We start from the raw sequence: 19,222 nt of genomic DNA on the forward strand, positions 1-19,222 counted from the left end.
CGTGCATCCGCGGGGTGGATGCGCAGGGGGGCGCCGGGTGCCGCCCCGGACCCGCGCGGCACCCGCCAGGGTCAGCCGCGACGCCGCAAGCCCAGGCCGACGAGGGCGAGGGCGAGCAGGCCCAGCGAGCCGGGTTCGGGCACCGCATTGGTCGCGGGGACCGGATCCGGGCTTGTCGCAGGGTCGCGCACCCACAGCGTGACGTGGGACAGCCCCGCCGGGTTGCCGCCTCGGTTGATCAAGGTCTCGGTCAGATCGTAGCTGCCGAACCAGTTCAGCAGCGGGTCGCTCGCCTTCGGTGTCGCAGCATCGAAGAGTGCGGAGGTGAAGCTGTACAGGGCGAAGCCGTTCCCCGCCTTGAACGAGATCGCGAACTGGTCGATCCAGTTGCCTCCAAGGACGGAGGCGGCGCGCCGTGCCGCTTCCGCATCCGGCGTGAAGGACCACGTTCCCTTGCCGGCACTGGTTTCGGTCACGCTGAAGAAGGAGTCGAGGACCACCGAGCGGTCACCGCCGATCGCGCTCGGGGAGAACTGCCAGCGCCCGCCCTGTGTTTCCGACTTTCCCAGCATGATCCAGCCCGGGTCGTCGGTCGTGCCGTCGCCGCGCAGGTCCTGGAGCGGGTAGTGCTCGCTGATGAAGGCCCCGCCCGGGAACAGGACCGACTTGCTGCCCATCTGGGCGCCGCCGTTGAGCAGTCCGTCGCCCGCGTAGCCGAGATTGGTCTGGGGGTAGTGGCCGTCGTTGCCGCTGAACGCGCCGGCACAGGCGGCGGCGCTGACCGGCAGGGTGTCGATCGGGATCGGGGCAAGCGCCGCGTCCCGCGTCGTTCCGCTGTAGATGCTGACGCCGGTCACCTTCACGTCGCTGAGTTGGCATACGGCGGCTTGAGCCGTGCCCACGGCGGACAGGGCCAGGGCGAGGAGCAGGGTTTTCATCGGTTCGGTCGTCTTCTCTATCGAGCTGGTCGTGTGCATGCAGTCGCCCCACGGGATGGGAGGGCGGGATGTGCCTGAAGGGTCGCCGAGATCCGCTCGAATGACTGTGACAATTTCCCCACCTTTGGTAAAGATCGCGTCTAAAGGAACGCAAGATCCACGTAAATGCTGCGCGGGCGGTGCGACTGCGTCACCCGCTTGCAGTCCGATCCTTGCCTCCCCGCGGGGAGCCGGGAACAATGCGGAAGCCTGATTCGGGCGGTTCCCGGAGTCGCACCCAATGATGAAACCTTGCAAACGCGTGTTCGCCGCCCTTGCCCTGCTTGCGCTCGCCGCCCCGGGATGGACGCAGCCGGTGGTGGACGATGCGCCCGTGCTCCGGCTGGAGTGCGGCGGCATCGGGCTCGAGGAGTCCGAGCGCATGCGCGCCGAGATCGGCATGCATGCGCTGACCGTGTTCTTCTCCACCACCGCGGGCGGCTGGGTCACCGACGTCGAGACGCGGGTCGACGAGCCGCTCTCCGGGCAGCGCGTCGAGGCGTCCTGCGGGCCGATCGGTCAGGTCGATGTGCCCGCGCCGGGGCGCTACCGGATCTCCGCGTCCTATGCCGGCGCGCGCCAGGAACACTGGGTCGATCTCGTGCCGCAGGGCGGCGCACGCCTGTCGCTGCGCTGGCAGGAGTGAGCGAGCTGCGCCCGCGCCTTATGCGCGCGCGCCGAAGCCGTTAAACTCGCGCTCCCTGTCCAGTTTGAGCCGGAGCGATCCATGTCTGTCCAGCGCGTCCTCACCGGGATCACCACCTCGGGCACGCCCCACCTCGGCAACTACGCCGGCGCCATCCGTCCGGCAGTCGCCGCCAGCCGCCAGCCCGGCGTCGAGAGCTTCTACTTCCTGGCCGACTACCACGCGCTGATCAAGACCACCGACCCGCTGCGCGTTCAGCGCTCGACGCTGGAGATCGCCGCCACCTGGATCGCCGCCGGCCTGGACACCGACCGCGTGTGGTTCTATCGCCAGTCCGACATCCCCGAGATCCCCGAGCTCACCTGGCTGCTCACCTGCGTGTGCGGCAAGGGCCTGCTCAACCGCGCCCACGCCTACAAGGCGGCGGTGGACAAGAACACCGCCGATGGCGTCGATCCGGACGCCGGGGTCAACATGGGCCTCTACATGTACCCGGTGCTGATGGCCGCCGACATCCTGATGTTCAAGGCGCACTCGGTGCCGGTCGGGCGCGACCAGATCCAGCACATCGAGATGGCGCGCGACATGGCGGGCAGCTTCAACCACCTCTACGGCGAGCACTTCGTGCTGCCCGAGGCCGCCATCGACGCCTCGGTCGCCACCCTGCCCGGGCTGGACGGCCGCAAGATGAGCAAGAGTTACGACAACACCATCCCGCTGTTCGCGCCCACTGCCGAGCTGAAGAAGCTGATCTTCTCCATCGTCACCGACTCCAGGGCGCCGGGCGAGCCCAAGGATGCCGACGGCTCGGCGCTGTTCCAGCTTTACCAGGCCTTCTCGACCGCCGAGGAGACGCGCGCGATGCGTACCGCCTTCGACGAGGGCATCGCCTGGGGCGAGGCCAAGCAGGCGCTGTTCGAGCAGATCGAGGCCGCGGTGGCGCCGATGCGCGAGCACTACCTGGCGCTCGTCGCCGAGCCGGCGCGCATCGAGAAGCATCTGCACGAGGGCGCCGCCAAGGCGCGCGCGATCGCCACCCCCTTCCTCGGCGAGCTGCGCCGCGCGGTGGGCCTGCGCAATCTTGCCAGCGTGGCGGGCGAGGCCAAGGCCGAGAAGGCGAAGACCGCACAGCCCCAGTTCAAGCAGTACCGCGAGGCCGACGGCCGCTTCCACTTCAAGCTGGTCGACGCTGACAGCCGCCTGCTGCTGCAGGGCGAGGGCTTCGCCTCGCCGCGCGAGGCGGGCGCGGTGGTGGCGGCGCTGAAGGCGGGCACTCCGTTCGCCGTCGAGGGTGCGAGCATCGTGGTCGATGGGCAGACGGTCGCCACCCTGGCCGAGGATGTCACCCCGGACGCGCTGAGCGAGGCCCTGGCGGCGTTCGCCGCCTGAGCCTGCAGCCCGGCCCTTCGAGGCCGGGCGATTCGCGCTCGATCAGCGCTTCGGCAGCACCAGCCGCTCGACCGACTGCGTCGCGCGCCGTACGTCTCGCGCCGACCATGGCAGAGCCTTGCGGCCGAAGGTGTCGAACAGCTCGAGCTGATCCGCGTAGTGCTGCGAGCGCATCCCCTGCAGGTCGATGAAGCCGCTCTGACCCGGCCCTAGCACATCCCAGGCCCGCACTGCGCCGCCGCCCAGCGCCACCATGTTGTTCTCGGTACCGCGGTTCATCACCACGTGCGTCTGCGCCCCCTCGATCTCGAGGGCCTGCGGGATGCCCATGAAGTTGTTGGTGAAGTAGCGCAGCCGCGCGACCGGCACCTTCCAGTTCGCCGGCGCCGCGCCGCCGTACTCCGCGGCCAGCTTGTCCGCCGCCTGGCCGAGCGCCTCGCGCACGACGTCGAGCGCGTCGCGACCGTTGAGAAAGTCGTACTGCTGCGGCACGCTGGCCGACTTGCCGCGCAGCACCTGGTAGAGCAGCTTGGTGCCGACCTGGATGTTGATCGAGCCGGCCGGCGGACGGTCGGGCGTCGGGTAGCCGGTGGCGCCGAAGTAGCGCATGAAGTCCGCCGGCACCTCGTCGGCGAACGTCGCCTTCAGCATCGCACCCAGCCAGGCATCGAGGATGGCCGGCGCAGCATGATCGTAGACGCCGTCACGGTTGTCGTCGGCGTTCATGCCGTCCCAGTCCTGCAATGCGGCGACCAGCGCCTTGCGCGCATCGCCCACGGGCAGCGGCGCGACCGCATCACGCAGCACCGGCAGGAAGTAGCGCGCATTGACGTCGGCCAGGCTGGTGGGTTTGAGCAGGCTCCACATGCCCTCGGCGTCCATGGGACCCTTTGCGCGCAGGCGCTCCTCGAGCTCGTTGAGCCGGTCGGCGGCGCCCCACGACAGCCAGATCATGTCCGGGTTGGGATAGCCCTTGATCGGCGGGTTGTTCCAGTTGGCGATGTAGCCCTGGCGCGGGTTGTAGATCTTGGGGTTGGTGTCGAAGGAGAGCAGGCCGTTCCAGTCCATTTCGCCGGTGCCCGGCACCGGCAGGCGCAGGTCGTGGCCGGGCTTGCGTTCCGGATACTTGCCGGTATGCGCATAGCCGATGTTGCCGTCGGCATCCGCGTAGTACCAGTTGATGGTCAGCGCGTGACGTTCGGCCTGCTTCAGCCATTGTGCCCAGTTCTGCGACTGACCCTTGCGCGTCCACGCCATCAGCGACTGCAGTTCCAGCCCGTCCCAGGTGCGCTGCTTGGCGTAGGCCACGCCCCTGGCCGGGTCGGACTTCACCACCATGCCATGCACCGTACGGAACACGTCGAGCGTCACCGCTTCGCCGCCCTTCACCGCGATCGTTTCGGTGCGCTTTTCCATCGTGCGCCACTCGCCCTTGTGCTGGTAGCGCGTCGGGTCGGCAGGGTCGAGCTTCTCGACGAAGATGTCCACACCGTCGCCAAAGCCGGCGGTGGAGCCCCAGCTGATACGCCCGTTGGTGCCGAACAGCACGCTCGGATAGGCGAACGGCGTGTTGCCCACCAGATCGAAGCCGGCGCCGTGCAGGCCGATGCCGTAGGTGTAGGCCGGGGAGAACCAGCCGAACTGGGGGCCGTTGAGCAGGATGGAGCTGGCTCCGCGCGCAAGCTTGCGGCCGATGATCCACATGTTGCTCGCCGCCGGGAAGCCGGCCTGGCCGGTCATGCCCAGCGTACCCAGTTCGGCCAGCAGCAGCTCGCGCTGCGCTTCCGGCGTTCCGCCGGCCAGCGCGCCGTCGGGCGTCTTCGCCAGGCGGGCCAGCGTGGGCGGTACGTCGTCGTAGCGCGGCAGCGCATAGGCGAGGGGCGCAGCGGCGGCCCGAGTCGCCAGACTGACCGCGTATTCGCCTTCCTCCGGCGCGATCGTGGTCGGCGTCTCGGGGTCCACGATCCACTTCAACTGGTCGAAAATCTGCTTCCCCTTCGCCTCGCCGTGCTTGTCGATCAGCGCAGTGCGCAGCGCGAGGTTGTCGAGTTCGGTGTTGAAGTCGGAGAAACGGTTCGCCATCGTGCCGACGAACACCATCGCCACGTCATATGCGGTCCACGGCCCCGGCTCGAAGCCGAAATCGCGGAACTGCTTCGGCATCCACGTTTCGGGATCGGCCTTCACCCTCGCCAGCCAGGCATTCATGCCCGCCGCGTAGCCCTCGAGAATGTCGCGGTCGACCTTCGGCAGGCGTGCGATCTGCCCATGGATGGAGGCCGGCCAATAGTTGGCACGGGTGGCCTTGTCGAAGGCGAGGAACTTGTCGCCCAACACCTCGGCGACCGTGCCCTGGGTGCTGCGCCGCGCCATTTCCATCTGGAACAGGCGGTCCTGCGCCACCGAATGGCCGTAGCCGTAGAACAGGCCGAATTCCGAGTTCGCATAGACGTGCGGAACGCCGTAGGAGTCACGCCGAATCGTCACGGTATCGGCTGTGCCCTTCGCCGCCACCGCAGGGCGAACCGCGGACTCTGCGAACGACGAGGCGCAGGGGAAGGAGAGGCCGCCGAGTGCGACGGTGATGGCAAGAAGCGAGCCCGCCGCGCGGCGAGTCCGAGCGTGATTTTGCATGTTGTCTGTCTCCTTGCCCGGTGTCGGCAGCGTTCGATCGCGACCGTCGGGCTTGTGCATTTTCTGGTTTCGATTCCCGTCCGATCGATCGGAAACAGAGAGCAGGTTATTGAGTGATCAAAGGCCTGTCCAGCGCGCCCTCCTCGGGCTTCGAAGCGGTGCCGAACGCAGGCGGCGGCGCCAGGATGCCGGATGCCGAATCGGTTCGACCGGGGGCTCGTGCAGCGCCCGGCTCATCACCTCGATGCGTCCGTCGTCGTGCTCGATGCGGGCGCTGCAGGTCTCGACCCGGTTGCTGCAGGTCAGGGCGCGGATGCCGCCGATGTGGCGAGTCGAGCGGGCCTTGCTCAGCCGAAACTGCACGCAACGTACTCGGCCAGGCAGTCGGCCGCTTCCGACGCGTTCTCGCGGCTGCCGTGCACGCACACGTCGAGCGCGCCCATTTCGGGAAAACCTTCCCGCTCGCCCAGCCTGCGCACACCCGTCGGCACGGTGCTCTCCGCCAGCAGGGTCACGCCCAGCCCCGCGCGCACCGCGGCGAGGATGCCGCTGTAGCTGGAGCTGGTGTAGGCGATCCGCCAGCCACGGTCCAGCCGTCCCAGGGTCTGCAGGATGCGGTTGCGATAGATGCAGGGGGGCGGGGCCAGCACCAGCGACAGCGGCTGTTGCTCGTGACGCGCGTGGTCCACGCTGCCGATCCACACCAGCGGTTCGGTATGGACCTGGGTGCCCCCGTCCGACTGACCCTGATCGTGCAAGGCGATGACGAGGTCGAATTCGCCCTTCTGCTGGCGCTCGAGCAGGTTCTTGCTCAGGTCGCAGGTGACCTCGAGGGTCACGCCAGGGTGCGACTGTGCGAACTTGCCGAGGATCGTCGGCAGCAGCGAGGCCATGTATTCGTGCGGAGCCCCCAGGCGCACGCATCCCGCCACCCGTGGTCGGCGCAGGCTCGCCACCGCCTCGTCGTTCAGGGCCAGCAGCCGGCGCGCGTAGCCGGCCAGCGTGGCGCCCTCCTCGGTGAGCTTGACGCGGTGGGTGCCGCGCTCGAAGAGCTGGGCGCCGAGCAACTCCTCCAGGCGCCGCATCTGCAGGCTGACCGCCGATTGCGTGCGTCCCACCGCGTCGCCTGCGCGCGTGAAGCTGCCCAGATCCACGGCTTTGATGAAGGTGCGGAGAAGCTCCGTCGGCAGGTTCAGCATGGGCTCGAGTGCATTTATAAGATTAATTATTTCATTTCAACTATCAACTTTGCAAATGGAGTCGCGCCGTTAAGATGCGCCCTGCAACCGCGATCCGCGGCCTGTCCGATCAATTCGAGTGTGGGAGACATCATGAGCATCCTGAAATTTACCGAAGACCACGAATGGCTGCGCATCGAGGGCGACAGCGCGACCGTCGGCATCACCGACTACGCGCAGAACGCGCTCGGCGACATCGTCTTCGTGCAGTTGCCCGACGTGGGCGCGAGCTTCGCGCGTGGCGACGAGGCGGCGGTCATCGAGTCGGTCAAGGCCGCCGGCGAGCTGAAGATGCCGCTGGCCGGCACCGTCCTGGAGGTGAATCCGGCGCTGGTCGATGCGCCCGCCACGGTCAACGAGGATCCGCTCGGCGCAGGCTGGTTCATCCGCATCCGCCTCGACGATCCGTCGGCGGCCGACGCGCTGCTGGACCAGGCCGCCTACGAGAAGCTCACCGCCTGATCACGCCCGCCTGCTCGACCCTAAACGGACCGCCCTCGCCATGAACATCCACGACACCCGCTTCCCCGCGACGCTCGCGCAGCTCGAACAGCGCGACGACTTCGTCGGCCGCCACGTGGGCCCGGACGCCGCCGAGACGCGCGCCATGCTCGACGTGCTCGGCCTCGACTCGCTCGACCAGCTGATCGACAAGGTCATCCCCGCCTCCATCCTGTCGGCTGCACCGCTGGCCCTGCCCGAAGGCCGCAGCGAGCCCGAGACGCTGGCGCTGCTGCGCGCGATCGCGGGCACGAACCGGGTGCTGCGCTCGTTCATCGGCACCGGCTACCACGACACCTTCACGCCCACGGTCATCCTGCGCAACGTGCTCGAGAACCCGGCCTGGTACACCGCCTACACCCCGTACCAGCCCGAGATCTCGCAGGGCCGCCTGGAAGCGTTGCTGAACTTCCAGACCATGGTCACCGACCTCACCGGCCTGGAGATCGCCAACGCCTCGCTGCTCGACGAGGCCACCGCCGCGGCCGAGGCCATGGCCTTCTGCCAGCGCCTGTCGAAGAGCAAGTCGAAGGCCTTCTTCGTCTCGCGCGACTGCCACCCGCAGACCATCGAGGTGGTGCGCACCCGCGCCGAGCCGCTCGGCTTCGAGGTCATCGTCGGCGACGCCGCGACCGAACTGGCCGCGCACGAGGTCTTCGGCGTGCTGCTGCAGTATCCGGCGAGCACCGGCGAGGTGGTCGACCACGCCGCCATCGTCGCTGCCGCGCACGACAGGAAGGCGCTGGTGGTGGTCGCCGCCGACCTGCTGGCGCTGACGCTGCTCAAGCCGCCGGGCGAGTTCGGCGCCGACGTCGCCATCGGCTCGACCCAGCGCTTCGGCATCCCGATGGGCTTCGGTGGTCCGCACGCGGCGTACTTCGCCACCCGCGACGAGCACAAGCGCGTGATGCCCGGGCGCGTGGTCGGCGTGTCGATCGACAGCCACGGCAACAAGGCCTACCGCCTGGCGATGCAGACCCGCGAGCAGCACATCCGCCGCGAGAAGGCCACCTCCAACATCTGCACCGCGCAGGCGCTGCTCGCGATCATGGCCAGCATGTACGCCTGCTACCACGGCCCGGCCGGGCTGACGACGATCGCGCGCCGGGTCCATCGCCTCACCGCGACCCTGGCTGCCGGCCTGCGCCGCCTCGGCATCGACGTGCCGACGACGGCCTTCTTCGACACGATCACCGTGCGTGTCGCCGACGCCGCCGCGGTGCATGCCGCCGCGCGCGCAGCGGGCATGAACCTGCGCGAGATCGACGCCGGCACGGTCGGCATCGCGCTCGACGAGACCACCCGCCGCGCCGATGTCGAGGCGCTGTGGGCGGTGTTCGGCAGCGGCGTCGCAGCGCCCGACTTCGATGCCGTCGAGAGCCTGGTGCAGGAGGCGCTGCCGGCCGCGCAGCTGCGCAGCTCCGCCTTCCTGACCCACCCGGTGTTCAGCGCCTACCAGTCCGAGACCCGCATGCTGCGCTACCTGCGCAGCCTGGCCGACAAGGACCTCGCGCTCGACCGCACGATGATCCCGCTCGGCTCGTGCACCATGAAGCTCAACGCCACCACCGAGATGATCCCGGTGACCTGGCCCGAGTTCGGCGGCCTGCACCCCTTCGCACCGGCCGACCAGACGCAGGGCTACGCCCAGCTCACCGCCGAGCTCGAGCAGATGCTGTGCGCCTGCACCGGCTACGACGCGGTGTCGCTGCAGCCCAACGCCGGCTCGCAGGGCGAATACGCCGGCCTGCTGGCGATCCGCGCCTATCACGCCAGCCGCGGCGAAGGCCACCGCGACGTGTGCCTGATCCCGAGCTCCGCGCACGGCACCAACCCGGCCACGGCGAACATGGCCGGCATGCGCGTGGTGGTGGTCGCCTGCGACGCCAACGGCAACGTCGACGTCGCCGACCTCAGGGCCAAGGCGGCGCAGCACGCCGACCAGCTCGCCGCGATCATGATCACCTACCCGTCCATCCACGGCGTGTTCGAGACCGCGGTGCGCGAGATCACCGACATCGTGCACGCCCACGGCGGCCAGGTGTACATCGACGGCGCCAACCTCAACGCCATGGTCGGCCTGTGCGGCCCGGGCCAGTTCGGCGGCGACGTCTCGCACCTGAACCTGCACAAGACCTTCTGCATCCCGCACGGCGGCGGCGGCCCGGGCGTCGGCCCGATCGGCGTCAAGGCGCACCTCGCCCCCTTCCTGCCTGGCCACGGATCGGTGGGCCTCGAGGGCATCGGCGCAGTGGCGGCCGCGCCCTGGGGCAGCGCCAGCATCCTGCCCATCACCTGGACCTACATCACGCTGATGGGCCGCGAGGGCCTGCGCCATGCCACGGTGACGGCGATCCTCAACGCCAACTACATCGCACAGCGCCTCGAGCCGCACTACCCGGTGCTCTATCGCGGCGAGAACGGCCTGGTCGCGCACGAGTGCATCCTCGACCTGCGTCCGCTCAAGGACAGCACCGGCATCAGCGTCGATGACGTCGCCAAGCGCCTGATGGACTTCGGCTTCCACGCGCCGACGATGTCCTTCCCGGTGCCAGGCACGCTGATGATCGAGCCGACCGAGAGCGAATCGAAGGCCGAGCTCGACCGCTTCTGCGACGCGATGATCGCGATCCGCGAGGAGATCGCCAAGGTCGCCAGCGGCGAGTACGACCCCAGGGACAACCCGCTGGTGAACGCCCCGCACACCGCCGAAGCCATCGCCGGCGAGTGGTCGCACCCCTACAGCCGCGAGGTCGCCGCCTATCCGGTGGCCAGTCTGCGTGGCAACAAGTACTGGTCGCCGGTCGGCCGGGTGGACAACGTGTATGGCGACCGCAACCTGGTGTGCGCCTGCCCGCCGCTGTCCGACTACGAACAAGCCTGAGGAGTCCCGCTCATGAACATCCCCTTCATCGTCACCCTGGTCGGCGAGGATCGCCCGGGCCTGGTCAACGCGCTCGCCGAGTGCGCGGCCGCCAGCGGCGCCAACTGGCTGGACAGCAGCATGGCGCACCTGGCCGGCAAGTTCGCCGGCATCGTGCGCCTCGATGTGGCTGCTGCGGATGCCGACCGCCTCGAGGCAGCGCTGCGCGCGCTGTCGTCCGCTGGCCTGAGCCTGAGCGTCGAACGCGGCGCCAGCGGCGCTGCGGCGAGCGGCGCAGTGATCCGCATGGAGCTGCTCGCCCACGACCGCCCCGGCATCGTGCGCGACATCTCTGCGGTGCTGGCGCAGCACGGCGCGAGCATCGAGCGCATGGACAGCGCCTGCGAGAGTGGCTCGTTCAGCGGCGAGGCGATGTTCCGCGCCGAGCTCGAGCTGCGCGTACCGGCCGGCGTGTCGCCCGCCGCGCTGCAGGCGGCGCTCGAGGCGCTGGCCAACGAGCTGATGGTCGATCTGAAGCTGGAGGCGAAGGTTTGAGCTGACCGAGCACCTCCGCCCGCCCGTGTGGGCGGACGCACCGGCCCGAGCGGGACATCAAGGCGCAGCAAGCGTCGCGCCCGGCGAGCCCTAAAACGACAATAAAGACGGAGACACCATGCAGTTCATCAACGACTTCTTCAGCTGGCTCAATGGCATCGTCTGGGGCGTGCCCATGATCGTGCTGATTCTGGGTACCGGCCTCTACCTGCAACTCCGCCTCGGCTTCATGCCGATCTTCAAGATTCCCTACGGCTTCCGCATGATCTGGAAGAGCCGGGCGCCCGGCGCGAAGGCCGAAGGCGAGATCACGCCCTTCGCCGCGCTGATGACCGCGCTGTCGGCCACCGTGGGCACGGGCAACATCGCCGGCGTCGCCACCGCGATTGCGGTCGGCGGCCCGGGTGCGCTGTTCTGGATGTGGATGACCGCCTTCGTCGGCATGGCCACCAAGTATGGCGAGGTCGTGCTCGCGGTGAAGTACCGCGAGGTCGACGACAAGGGCGAGCACGCCGGCGGCCCGATGTACGCGATCAAGAACGGTCTCGGCAAGCACTGGCGCTGGCTGGGCACGGCCTTCGCCATCTTCGGCGGCCTGGCCGGTTTCGGCATCGGCAACATGGTTCAGGCCAACGGCATCGCCAGCGCGGTGCACAACGCCTTCGGCGTCGACACCTGGGTCACCGGCGTCGTGCTCGTCATCCTCACCGGCGCGGTGGTGCTGGGCGGCATCAAGCGCATCGGCGCGGTGGCCGAGTGGCTGGTGCCCTTCATGTGCATCGGCTACATCCTGTGCGTGGGCGTGATCCTGTTCGTGTTCGCCGACCGCATCCCCGATGCCTTCGCCACCATCTTCACGCAGGCCTTCAACCCCACCGCGGCGACCGGCGGCTTCCTCGGCTCCACGGTCATGATGGCGATCCAGAAGGGCGTCGCGCGCGGCATCTTCTCCAACGAGGCCGGCCTGGGCACCGCCGGCATCGCGCAGGCCGCGGGGGCCACCAGCAACCCGGTGTTCTCCGGGCTGATCGGCATGATGGGTACCTTCATCGACACCATCATCGTGTGCACGATGACCGGCCTGGCGATCATGGTCACCGGCGTGTGGACCTCGGGTGCCTCCGGCGCGGTGCTGAGCTCGCAGGCCTTCGAGGCGGCGATGCCGGGCGTGGGCAAGTACCTGCTCGCCGCGTCGCTGGCGGTGTTCGCCTTCACCACCATCCTCGGCTGGGCCTACTACGGCGAGAAGTGCTGGGAGTATCTGGTCGGCACGGTCAGCGAGAAGCCCTTCCGCATCCTGTGGACCATCGCGGTGTTCTTTGGCGCCACCCTGAGTCTCGACTTCGCCTGGCTGGTCGCCGACACGCTGAACGCGCTGATGGCGATCCCCAACCTCATCTCGCTGCTGCTGCTGTCGCCGGTCATCGTCAGCCTCAGCCGCGAGTACTTCGCCAGCGGTGGTGCCGATGGCGAGGATGCCCGCGCGGCGGGCGCGCGCCCGGGCCGTTGAGCTTCCCTCGATGGGCGGGGTGTCGCGCATCCCGCCCGTCGTACCCCATCCCTTCAGGAGACTCCCATGTTCGACAAGCACATGCAGATCGACGGCTACGATGCCGAACTCTGGACCGCCATCGAGGCCGAGCGCCAGCGCCAGGAAGACCACATCGAGCTCATCGCCTCCGAGAACTACGCCAGCCCGCGCGTGATGCAGGCGCAGGGCACGGTGCTCACCAACAAGTACGCCGAGGGCTACCCCGGCAAGCGCTACTACGGCGGCTGCGAGCATGTGGACGTGGTCGAGCAGCTCGCCATCGACCGCGCCAGGCAGCTCTTCGCGGCCGACTGGGCGAACGTGCAGCCGCACTCGGGCTCGCAGGCCAACGCCGCGGTGTATCTCGCGCTGTTGCAGCCGCACGACACCATCCTCGGCATGAGCCTCGCCCATGGCGGCCACCTCACGCACGGCGCCAAGGTGAACTTCTCCGGCAAGATCTTCAACGCGGTGCAGTACGGCGTGACCGACGACGGCGTGATCGACTACGACGCGCTTGAGGCCCAGGCCGTCGAATGCAAGCCGAAGATGATCGTCGCCGGCTTCTCGGCCTACGCCCGCCACCTCGACTTCGCGCGCTTCCGCGCCATCGCCGACAAGGTCGGCGCGCTGCTGTTCGTCGACATGGCCCACGTTGCCGGCCTGGTGGCCGCCGGGCTCTACCCCAACCCGGTGCCTTTCGCCGACATCGTCACCAGCACCACCCACAAGACCCTGCGCGGCCCGCGCGGCGGCATCATCGTCGGCCGCGCCAACCCGGACATCGAGAAGAAGATCGCCTCGATGGTCTTCCCCGGCACCCAGGGCGGGCCGCTGATGCACGTCATCGCCGCCAAGGCGGTGGCCTTCAAGGAGGCGCTCGAGCCTGCGTTCGCCGAGTACCAGAAGCAGGTGATCGCCAACGCGCGCGCGATGGCGGGCGTGTTCGTCGAGCGCGGCTACAGGATCGTCTCCGGCGGCACCGACGACCACCTGTTCCTGGTCGACCTGATCGCCAGGGGCATCACCGGCAAGGCCGCCGACGCAGCGCTGGGTGCAGCGCACATCACGGTGAACAAGAACACCGTCCCCAACGACCCGCAGTCGCCCTTCGTCACCAGCGGCATCCGCATCGGCACGCCGGCGGCCACCACGCGCGGCTTCGGTGTCGCCGAGGTCACCGAGCTCGCCGGCTGGATCTGCGACATCCTCGACGACATCGAAAACCCGGCGGTCATCGAGGCGGTGCGGGCGAAAGTGTCGGCGCTGTGCGCCCGCTTCCCGGTGTACGGGCGCTGAGCGCGGAGGCGTCGCCATGGCCATCAGCGTCTTCGACCTGTTCAAGATCGGCATCGGGCCGTCGTCCTCGCATACGGTGGGGCCGATGCGTGCGGCGCAGGTGTTCGCGAGCGGGCTCGCCGAGGCCGGCCTGCTCGGGCAGGTCGGCGGCGTGAAGGCCGAGCTCTACGGTTCGCTCGGCGCCACCGGCAAGGGCCACGGCAGCGACAAGGCGGTGCTGCTCGGCCTGGAGGGCGAGGTCCCCGACCGGGTCGACCCCGACCAGGTCGATGCCAGGCTCGGGCGCATCCGCGGCGAACGCCGGCTGCTGCTGGCCGGCACGCATGCGATCCCGTTCGTCGAGCGCGAGCATCTGCTCATGCATCGCCGCCAGGTGCTCCCCTATCATCCGAATGGCATGCGGATCACCGCGTTCGACGCGGCCGGGCGGGTGCTGGCGAGCAAGGTGTACTACTCGGTCGGCGGCGGCTTCGTCGTCGATGAGACCGCCGCCGGCGCCGACCGCATCGTCGTCGACACCACGCCGCTTGCGCACCCCTTCCGCTCCGGCGCCGAGCTGCTCGCGCAGTGCCGCGACAAGCAGCTCTCGATCAGCCAGCTCATGCTGGAGAACGAGCGCGCGTGGCGCAGCGACGCCGAGACCCGCGCGGGCCTGCTGCGCATCTGGGACGTGATGCAGCTGTGCGTGCGCCGCGGTTGCGAGCGCGAGGGCATCATGCCGGGCGGCCTGAAGGTGAGGCGGCGCGCGGCCGAACTGTACCGCAAGCTCTCCGCCAACCCGGAGGCGAGCCTGCGCGATCCGCTGACGACCATGGACTGGGTCAACCTCTACGCGCTTGCGGTGAACGAGGAGAACGCCGCCGGTGGGCGCGTCGTCACCGCGCCCACCAACGGCGCCGCCGGTATCGTGCCCGCGGTGCTGCACTACTACAGCCGCTTCGTGCCGGGCGCGAGCGAGGAGGGCGTGATCCGCTTCCTGCTCACCGCGGCGGCGATCGGCATCCTGTACAAGGAGAACGCCTCGATCTCCGGCGCCGAGGTCGGCTGCCAGGGCGAGGTCGGCGTGGCGTGCTCGATGGCGGCCGGCGCGCTCGCCGAGGTCCTCGGCGGTACGCCGGAGCAGGTCGAGAACGCGGCCGAGATCGGGATGGAGCACAATCTGGGCCTGACCTGCGACCCGGTCGGCGGCTTGGTCCAGGTGCCTTGCATCGAGCGCAACGCGATGGGCTCGATCAAGGCGATCAACGCCGCGCGCATGGCGCTGCGCGGCGACGGCACCCACTTCGTGTCGCTCGACAAGGTCATCAAGACCATGCGCGACACCGGCGCCGACATGAAGCTGAAATACAAGGAAACCGCGCGCGGCGGCCTCGCCGTGAACGTGATCGAATGCTGACCACCCCCTGCCACTGCACAAAGGACACACGATGAGCGACCACGACTCCGCCGCGCCCATGCTGCGCACCCCGCTGTACGACCTGCATGTCTCCCTCGGCGCCAGAATGGTGCCCTTTGCCGGCTACGAGATGCCGGTGCAGTACCCCGACGGGATCCTCAAGGAGCACAACCATACCCGCAGCCAGGCCGGTCTCTTCGACGTCTCGCACATGGGTCAGGTCATGCTCGTCGGCCCCGACGCCGCGGCAGCGCTGGAAACCCTGGTTCCGGTGGACATCGTCGACCTGCCCGTGGGCATGCAGCGCTACGCGCTCTTCCTCAACGAGCGGGGCGGCGTGATGGACGACCTGATGGTCGCCAACTTCGGCGACGGCCGGCTGTTCGTCGTCGTCAATGCGGCCTGCAAGGAGCAGGACATCGCACACATGCAGCAGCACCTGTCTGGCCGCTGCAAGGTCGAGGTGCTGGCCGACCGCGCCCTGCTGGCGCTGCAGGGGCCGGCGGCGGGTGCGGTGATGACGCGCCTGGCGCCCGAGACCGCAAGGATGGTGTTCATGAACACCGCCACCGTCACCCTGGTCGGCGCCGAGTGCTACATCAGCCGCTCGGGCTACACCGGCGAGGACGGCTTCGAGATCTCGGTGCCGGCCGACAAGGCCGAGGCGCTGGCGAAAGAGCTGCTGAGCCACCCCGAAGTCGCCCCGATCGGCCTGGGTGCGCGCGACTCGCTGCGCCTGGAAGCCGGCCTGTGCCTGTACGGCCACGACCTCGACCAGAACACCTCGCCGGTGGAGAGCAGCCTGCTGTGGGCGCTGTCCAAGGTGCGTCGCGCCGATGGCGCACGTCCGGGCGGCTACCCGGGTGCTGCGGTGGTGTTCGAGCATATTGCCCAGGGCGTGGCGCGCAAGCGCGTGGGCCTGCGCCCGAACGCGCGCGTGCCGGTGCGCGAGGGCGCCGAGCTGGTGGACGCCGACGGCCGCAAGGTCGGCGTGGTGACCAGCGGCAGCTTCGGACCGACGCTCGAGGCGCCGGTGGCGATGGGCTACGTGGAGAGCGCGCTCGCCAAGCCGGGCACGCAGCTTGCCGCGATGGTGCGCGGCAAGCCGGTGCCGGTGGAGGTTGCGAGCACACCCTTCGTGCCGCAGCGTTACCACCGCGGCTGAGACCCGGTGGCGGGGGCGCCGCGCTTGGGGCACACCAGGCCCGCCGCCCCGGCGCCGCGCTTGCGCGGACGATGGGCGGGCGCAGCCGACCCAGGCGGTTCGTCAGCCGCCGCCGCCCACCGCTTCGGCCACCACGGCCTCGGTCAGCTCGGGCGCGCACAGCTCGATGAAGCGGTAGGCGAAGCCGCGCAGGTAGTGGCCGCGACGCACCGCGATGCGGGTGACGTTCTCGGCGAACAGGTGGTCGCTGTCGAGCTTGCGCAGGCCCGGGTCGCGCGCCGGGTTGAAGGCCATCGAGGCCAGGATGCCCACGCCCAGCCCGAGCTCCACATAGGTCTTGATCACGTCGGCGTCGAGCGCCGACATCACCACGCCGGGCGTCAGCCCGGCGCGGGCGAAGGTCTGGTCGATGCGGGTGCGGCCGGTGAAGCCCTCGTGGTAGGTGATGAGCGGATGCGTGGCGATCGCCTCCAGGGTCAGCGGGTGCGCTTCTTCGAGCGGGTGCCCGGCGGGCACGACCACCGCGTGCTGCCAGCCGTAGTAGGGGAAGGAGGCCAGCTCCGGCACCTCGGCCAGCGCCTCGGTGGCCACGCCGATGTCGGCCTCGCCGTCGAGCAGCATCTGCACGATCTCGTGCGGGCTGCCCTGGTGCAGCTTGAGCAGCACGCGTGGGTAGGCGCGTTTGAAGGCCGCCACCACCTTGGGCAGCGCGTAGCGCGCCTGGGTGTGCGTGGTCACCACAGTGAGCTGGCCCTGGTCGCGGCCGCGGTACTGCTCGGCGAGGTGCTTGATGTTGGCAGCGTCGAGCAGCATGCGCTCGACCATCACCACCAGCTCCTCGCCGGGCGGGGTGAGGCCGAGCAGGCGCTTGCCCTTGCGCACGAAGAGCTCGATGCCGAGCTCGTCCTCGAGGTCCTTGATGTGCTTGGACACCCCCGACTGCGAGGTGAACAGCGCGTTCGCCACCTCGGTGAGGTTGAAGCCGCGCCGTACGGTCTCGCGGATGATGCGCAACTGCTGGAAATTCATCGGGCGGCTCCGGCCGTCGTGGCGGCCTGTCGCGATTCGAACAGGCTCAGGTGCGAGGGTAGCAGGCGCACGGCCTGTCCTTCCGCGAGACCGAGGCGGTCGACGCGCTCGCGCGTGATCTCCACCTCGAAATGCTGGCCCTGGGCGCCGTTCAGGCCATCGAGCTCGACGCGCGCCGTGATCCCGAAGGCCAGGACGCGGCTCACCCGTGCCGCGATGCCCTCGCCCGCGCCGGCGTCCGGCACGATGTCGAGCTCGTGCGGGCGAGCGAAGGCCAGCACCTCGGCGCCCTCGCCGAAGCCGCGCGCCTGCTGTGGCAGGCGCGCGTCGCCGACGCGCAGGCCCTCGCCGTCGACGCGGCCGTGGAACAGGTTCACCGCGCCGAGAAAACCATATACGAAGGGCGTCGCCGGTCGGCGGTAGACCTCTTCCGGCGTGCCGATCTGCTCGACCGCGCCCTGGTTCATCAGCACCACGCGGTCGGCGACTTCGAGTGCCTCTTCCTGGTCGTGGGTGACGAAGATCGAGGTGACGTGCAGCTCGTCGTGCAGCTTGCGCAGCCAGCGCCGCAGCTCCTTGCGCACCTTGGCGTCGAGCGCGCCGAAGGGCTCGTCGAGCAGCAGCACGCGCGGCTCCACCGCGAGCGCGCGCGCGAGCGCGATGCGCTGGCGCTGGCCGCCGGAGAGCTGGGCCGGGAAGCGGTCGGCGAGCCAGTCGAGCTGCACGAGGTCGAGCAGCGCGTGCACCTTCCCGGCGATCTGCTTCTCCGTCGGCCGCTGGCCGCGCGGCTTCATGCGCAGCCCGAAGGCGACGTTGTCGAACACGCTCATGTGGCGGAACAGCGCGTAGTGCTGGAACACGAAGCCCACCTGGCGATCGCGCACATGCGTGCCCGAGGCGTCGTCGCCGTCGAGCAGCACCTGGCCGGCATCGGCCGATTCGAGTCCGGCGATCACGCGCAGCAGCGTGGTCTTGCCGCAGCCCGAGGGGCCGAGCAGCGCCACCAGCTCGCCGGTGGGAAAGTCGAGCGACACGTCGTCGAGGGCGATGAAGCTGCCGAAGCGCTTGTGGATGTTGCGAACCTGGATGCTCATGGCTGTCCTTCGTGAAGGTCGTGTTGCGCGTGCGCGGCGCGGTGCTCGATCCAGGTCTTGATGCCCAGGGTGACCAGCGCCAGCAGGGCGAGCAGCGAGGCCACCGCGAACGCGGCGGCGAACTGGTACTCGTTGTAGAGGATCTCGACGTGCAGCGGCAGCGTGTTGGTCTCGCCGCGGATGTGCCCGGACACCACCGACACCGCGCCGAACTCGCCCATCGCGCGTGCGTTGGTGAGGATCACGCCATACAGCAGGCCCCACTTCACGTTCGGCAGGGTGACGTGCCAGAAGGTCTGCAGGCCGTTGGCGCCGAGCACCACCGCGGCTTCCTCTTCCTCCTTGCCCTGCGCCTGCATGAGCGGGATCAGCTCGCGGGCGATGAAGGGGAAGGTCACGAACACGGTGGCGAGCACGATGCCCGGCACCGCGAAGATGATCTTCACGTCGTGCTCCGCCAGCCACGGCCCGAACCAGCCCTGAGCGCCGAACACCAGCACGTAGATCAGGCCGGCGATCACCGGCGACACCGAGAAGGGCAGGTCGATGAGCGTGATCAGGAAGTGCTTGCCGCGGAACTCGAACTTGGCGATCGCCCACGCCGCGCACACGCCGAACACCAGGTTCAGCGGCAGCGCGATCGCCGCGGCGAGCAGGGTCAGGCGCAGCGCGGACAGCGCGTCCGGGTCGACCAGCGCGCTGGCGTAGGTCTCCCAGCCCTTGCGCAGCGCCTCGACGAAGACCGCGATCAGCGGCATGAGCAGGAACACCGCGAAGAAGGTGAGGGCGGTGCCGAGGATCAGCCACTTCACCAGCGCCGTCTCGCGCGTCGCCGCGCGCGCCTCGAAGCGCGTCTGACCGATGGCCTGGGCCGCGCCCAGGCGGAGTGTGGTGGCGCCGGCCAT

16 protein-coding genes are annotated in these 19,222 nt (G+C 69.3%); 9 read left to right on the forward strand and 7 right to left on the reverse strand.

From position 1 onward, the window contains the following. Positions 1–71: 71 nt before the first annotated feature. A complete protein-coding gene (locus tag C665_RS07855; RefSeq protein WP_004304831.1) occupies positions 72–938 on the reverse strand; it encodes a PEP-CTERM sorting domain-containing protein in 867 nt (288 codons plus the stop codon). Between the two features lie 283 nt (positions 939–1,221). Between C665_RS07855 and C665_RS07860 the strand changes: the two genes are divergently transcribed. Beyond that, entirely contained in the window at positions 1,222–1,623 is a 402-nt protein-coding gene (locus C665_RS07860; protein WP_245537148.1) for a hypothetical protein, read from the forward strand. Positions 1,624–1,704: 81 nt separating this feature from the next. After that, positions 1,705–3,012 carry a tryptophan--tRNA ligase gene (locus tag C665_RS07865; RefSeq protein WP_004304836.1) on the forward strand — a complete coding sequence of 436 codons (1,308 nt, stop codon included), beginning with the start codon at positions 1,705–1,707 and terminating at the stop codon, positions 3,010–3,012. 42 nt (positions 3,013–3,054) lie between these two features. Here the strand turns inward: C665_RS07865 and C665_RS07870 are convergent, their stop codons facing one another. From C665_RS07870 to C665_RS07875, 3 genes are all read right to left on the reverse strand, one after another. Beyond that, positions 3,055–5,646, reverse strand: a complete 2,592-nt coding sequence (locus C665_RS07870; protein WP_004304838.1) for a penicillin acylase family protein — start codon at positions 5,644–5,646, stop codon at positions 3,055–3,057. 117 nt (positions 5,647–5,763) lie between these two features. Next, a complete protein-coding gene (locus tag C665_RS20640) occupies positions 5,764–6,009 on the reverse strand; it encodes a hypothetical protein (RefSeq protein WP_157277025.1) in 246 nt (81 codons plus the stop codon). Beyond that, the gene (locus C665_RS07875; protein WP_004304840.1) at positions 5,994–6,845 is read right to left on the reverse strand and encodes a LysR substrate-binding domain-containing protein; all 852 of its coding nucleotides are present in this window, start codon (positions 6,843–6,845) and stop codon (positions 5,994–5,996) included. Before C665_RS07875 ends, C665_RS20640 begins: the two co-directional genes overlap by 16 nt. Positions 6,846–6,977: 132 nt before the next feature. On the opposite strand from C665_RS07875, the gene gcvH reads away from it, so the two are divergent. From gcvH to gcvT, 7 genes are all read left to right on the forward strand, one after another. Further along, the gene (gcvH, locus tag C665_RS07880; RefSeq protein ID WP_004304841.1) at positions 6,978–7,346 is read left to right on the forward strand and encodes a glycine cleavage system protein GcvH; all 369 of its coding nucleotides are present in this window, start codon (positions 6,978–6,980) and stop codon (positions 7,344–7,346) included. Between the two features lie 40 nt (positions 7,347–7,386). Further along, positions 7,387–10,269: an aminomethyl-transferring glycine dehydrogenase gene (gene gcvP, locus C665_RS07885; RefSeq protein ID WP_004304844.1), complete on the forward strand. Its 2,883-nt coding sequence runs from the start codon at positions 7,387–7,389 to the stop codon at positions 10,267–10,269. A 12-nt stretch (positions 10,270–10,281) separates the two neighbouring features. Continuing rightward, on the forward strand, positions 10,282–10,803 hold the full coding sequence (locus C665_RS07890; protein ID WP_004304846.1) for a glycine cleavage system transcriptional repressor: 522 nt from the start codon (positions 10,282–10,284) through the stop codon (positions 10,801–10,803). 118 nt (positions 10,804–10,921) lie between these two features. Continuing rightward, a complete protein-coding gene (locus tag C665_RS07895; protein WP_004304849.1) occupies positions 10,922–12,313 on the forward strand; it encodes an alanine/glycine:cation symporter family protein in 1,392 nt (463 codons plus the stop codon). Positions 12,314–12,379: 66 nt separating this feature from the next. Further along, on the forward strand, positions 12,380–13,633 hold the full coding sequence (glyA, locus tag C665_RS07900) for a serine hydroxymethyltransferase (protein ID WP_004304852.1): 1,254 nt from the start codon (positions 12,380–12,382) through the stop codon (positions 13,631–13,633). A 16-nt stretch (positions 13,634–13,649) separates the two neighbouring features. After that, positions 13,650–15,029, forward strand: a complete 1,380-nt coding sequence (locus C665_RS07905) for an L-serine ammonia-lyase (protein WP_004304854.1) — start codon at positions 13,650–13,652, stop codon at positions 15,027–15,029. 31 nt (positions 15,030–15,060) lie between these two features. Further along, entirely contained in the window at positions 15,061–16,194 is a 1,134-nt protein-coding gene (gene gcvT, locus C665_RS07910; RefSeq protein ID WP_004304856.1) for a glycine cleavage system aminomethyltransferase GcvT, read from the forward strand. A gap of 102 nt (positions 16,195–16,296) precedes the next feature. Here the strand turns inward: gcvT and C665_RS07915 are convergent, their stop codons facing one another. From C665_RS07915 to cysW, 3 genes are read right to left on the reverse strand one after another with little or no spacing between them, the layout of a single operon-like run. Then, positions 16,297–17,223 carry a CysB family HTH-type transcriptional regulator gene (locus C665_RS07915; RefSeq protein ID WP_004304859.1) on the reverse strand — a complete coding sequence of 309 codons (927 nt, stop codon included), beginning with the start codon at positions 17,221–17,223 and terminating at the stop codon, positions 16,297–16,299. Continuing rightward, positions 17,220–18,317: a sulfate/molybdate ABC transporter ATP-binding protein gene (locus tag C665_RS07920; RefSeq protein WP_004304861.1), complete on the reverse strand. Its 1,098-nt coding sequence runs from the start codon at positions 18,315–18,317 to the stop codon at positions 17,220–17,222. The genes C665_RS07915 and C665_RS07920 overlap by 4 nt, the downstream gene beginning before the upstream one ends. Beyond that, positions 18,314–19,222 carry a sulfate ABC transporter permease subunit CysW gene (cysW, locus tag C665_RS07925; protein WP_004304862.1) on the reverse strand — a complete coding sequence of 303 codons (909 nt, stop codon included), beginning with the start codon at positions 19,220–19,222 and terminating at the stop codon, positions 18,314–18,316. Before cysW ends, C665_RS07920 begins: the two co-directional genes overlap by 4 nt.

The organism is Thauera aminoaromatica S2, assembly GCF_000310185.1.
Taxonomy (GTDB): Bacteria; Pseudomonadota; Gammaproteobacteria; order Burkholderiales; family Rhodocyclaceae; genus Thauera; species Thauera aminoaromatica.

Excerpts from the sequence above, each read along its gene's own strand:
- C665_RS07855 (WP_004304831.1), bottom strand. The coding sequence starts at position 938 with ATGAAAACCCTGCTCCTCGCCCTGGCCCTGTCCGCCGTGGGCACGGCT.
- C665_RS07860 (WP_245537148.1), top strand. The coding sequence starts at position 1,222 with ATGAAACCTTGCAAACGCGTGTTCGCCGCCCTTGCCCTGCTTGCGCTC.
- C665_RS07865 (WP_004304836.1), top strand. The coding sequence starts at position 1,705 with ATGTCTGTCCAGCGCGTCCTCACCGGGATCACCACCTCGGGCACGCCC.
- C665_RS07870 (WP_004304838.1), bottom strand. The coding sequence starts at position 5,646 with ATGCAAAATCACGCTCGGACTCGCCGCGCGGCGGGCTCGCTTCTTGCC.
- C665_RS07875 (WP_004304840.1), bottom strand. The coding sequence starts at position 6,845 with ATGCTGAACCTGCCGACGGAGCTTCTCCGCACCTTCATCAAAGCCGTG.
- gcvH (WP_004304841.1), top strand. The coding sequence starts at position 6,978 with ATGAGCATCCTGAAATTTACCGAAGACCACGAATGGCTGCGCATCGAG.
- gcvP (WP_004304844.1), top strand. The coding sequence starts at position 7,387 with ATGAACATCCACGACACCCGCTTCCCCGCGACGCTCGCGCAGCTCGAA.
- C665_RS07890 (WP_004304846.1), top strand. The coding sequence starts at position 10,282 with ATGAACATCCCCTTCATCGTCACCCTGGTCGGCGAGGATCGCCCGGGC.
- C665_RS07895 (WP_004304849.1), top strand. The coding sequence starts at position 10,922 with ATGCAGTTCATCAACGACTTCTTCAGCTGGCTCAATGGCATCGTCTGG.
- glyA (WP_004304852.1), top strand. The coding sequence starts at position 12,380 with ATGTTCGACAAGCACATGCAGATCGACGGCTACGATGCCGAACTCTGG.
- C665_RS07905 (WP_004304854.1), top strand. The coding sequence starts at position 13,650 with ATGGCCATCAGCGTCTTCGACCTGTTCAAGATCGGCATCGGGCCGTCG.
- gcvT (WP_004304856.1), top strand. The coding sequence starts at position 15,061 with ATGAGCGACCACGACTCCGCCGCGCCCATGCTGCGCACCCCGCTGTAC.
- C665_RS07915 (WP_004304859.1), bottom strand. The coding sequence starts at position 17,223 with ATGAATTTCCAGCAGTTGCGCATCATCCGCGAGACCGTACGGCGCGGC.
- C665_RS07920 (WP_004304861.1), bottom strand. The coding sequence starts at position 18,317 with ATGAGCATCCAGGTTCGCAACATCCACAAGCGCTTCGGCAGCTTCATC.
- cysW (WP_004304862.1), bottom strand. The coding sequence starts at position 19,222 with ATGGCCGGCGCCACCACACTCCGCCTGGGCGCGGCCCAGGCCATCGGT.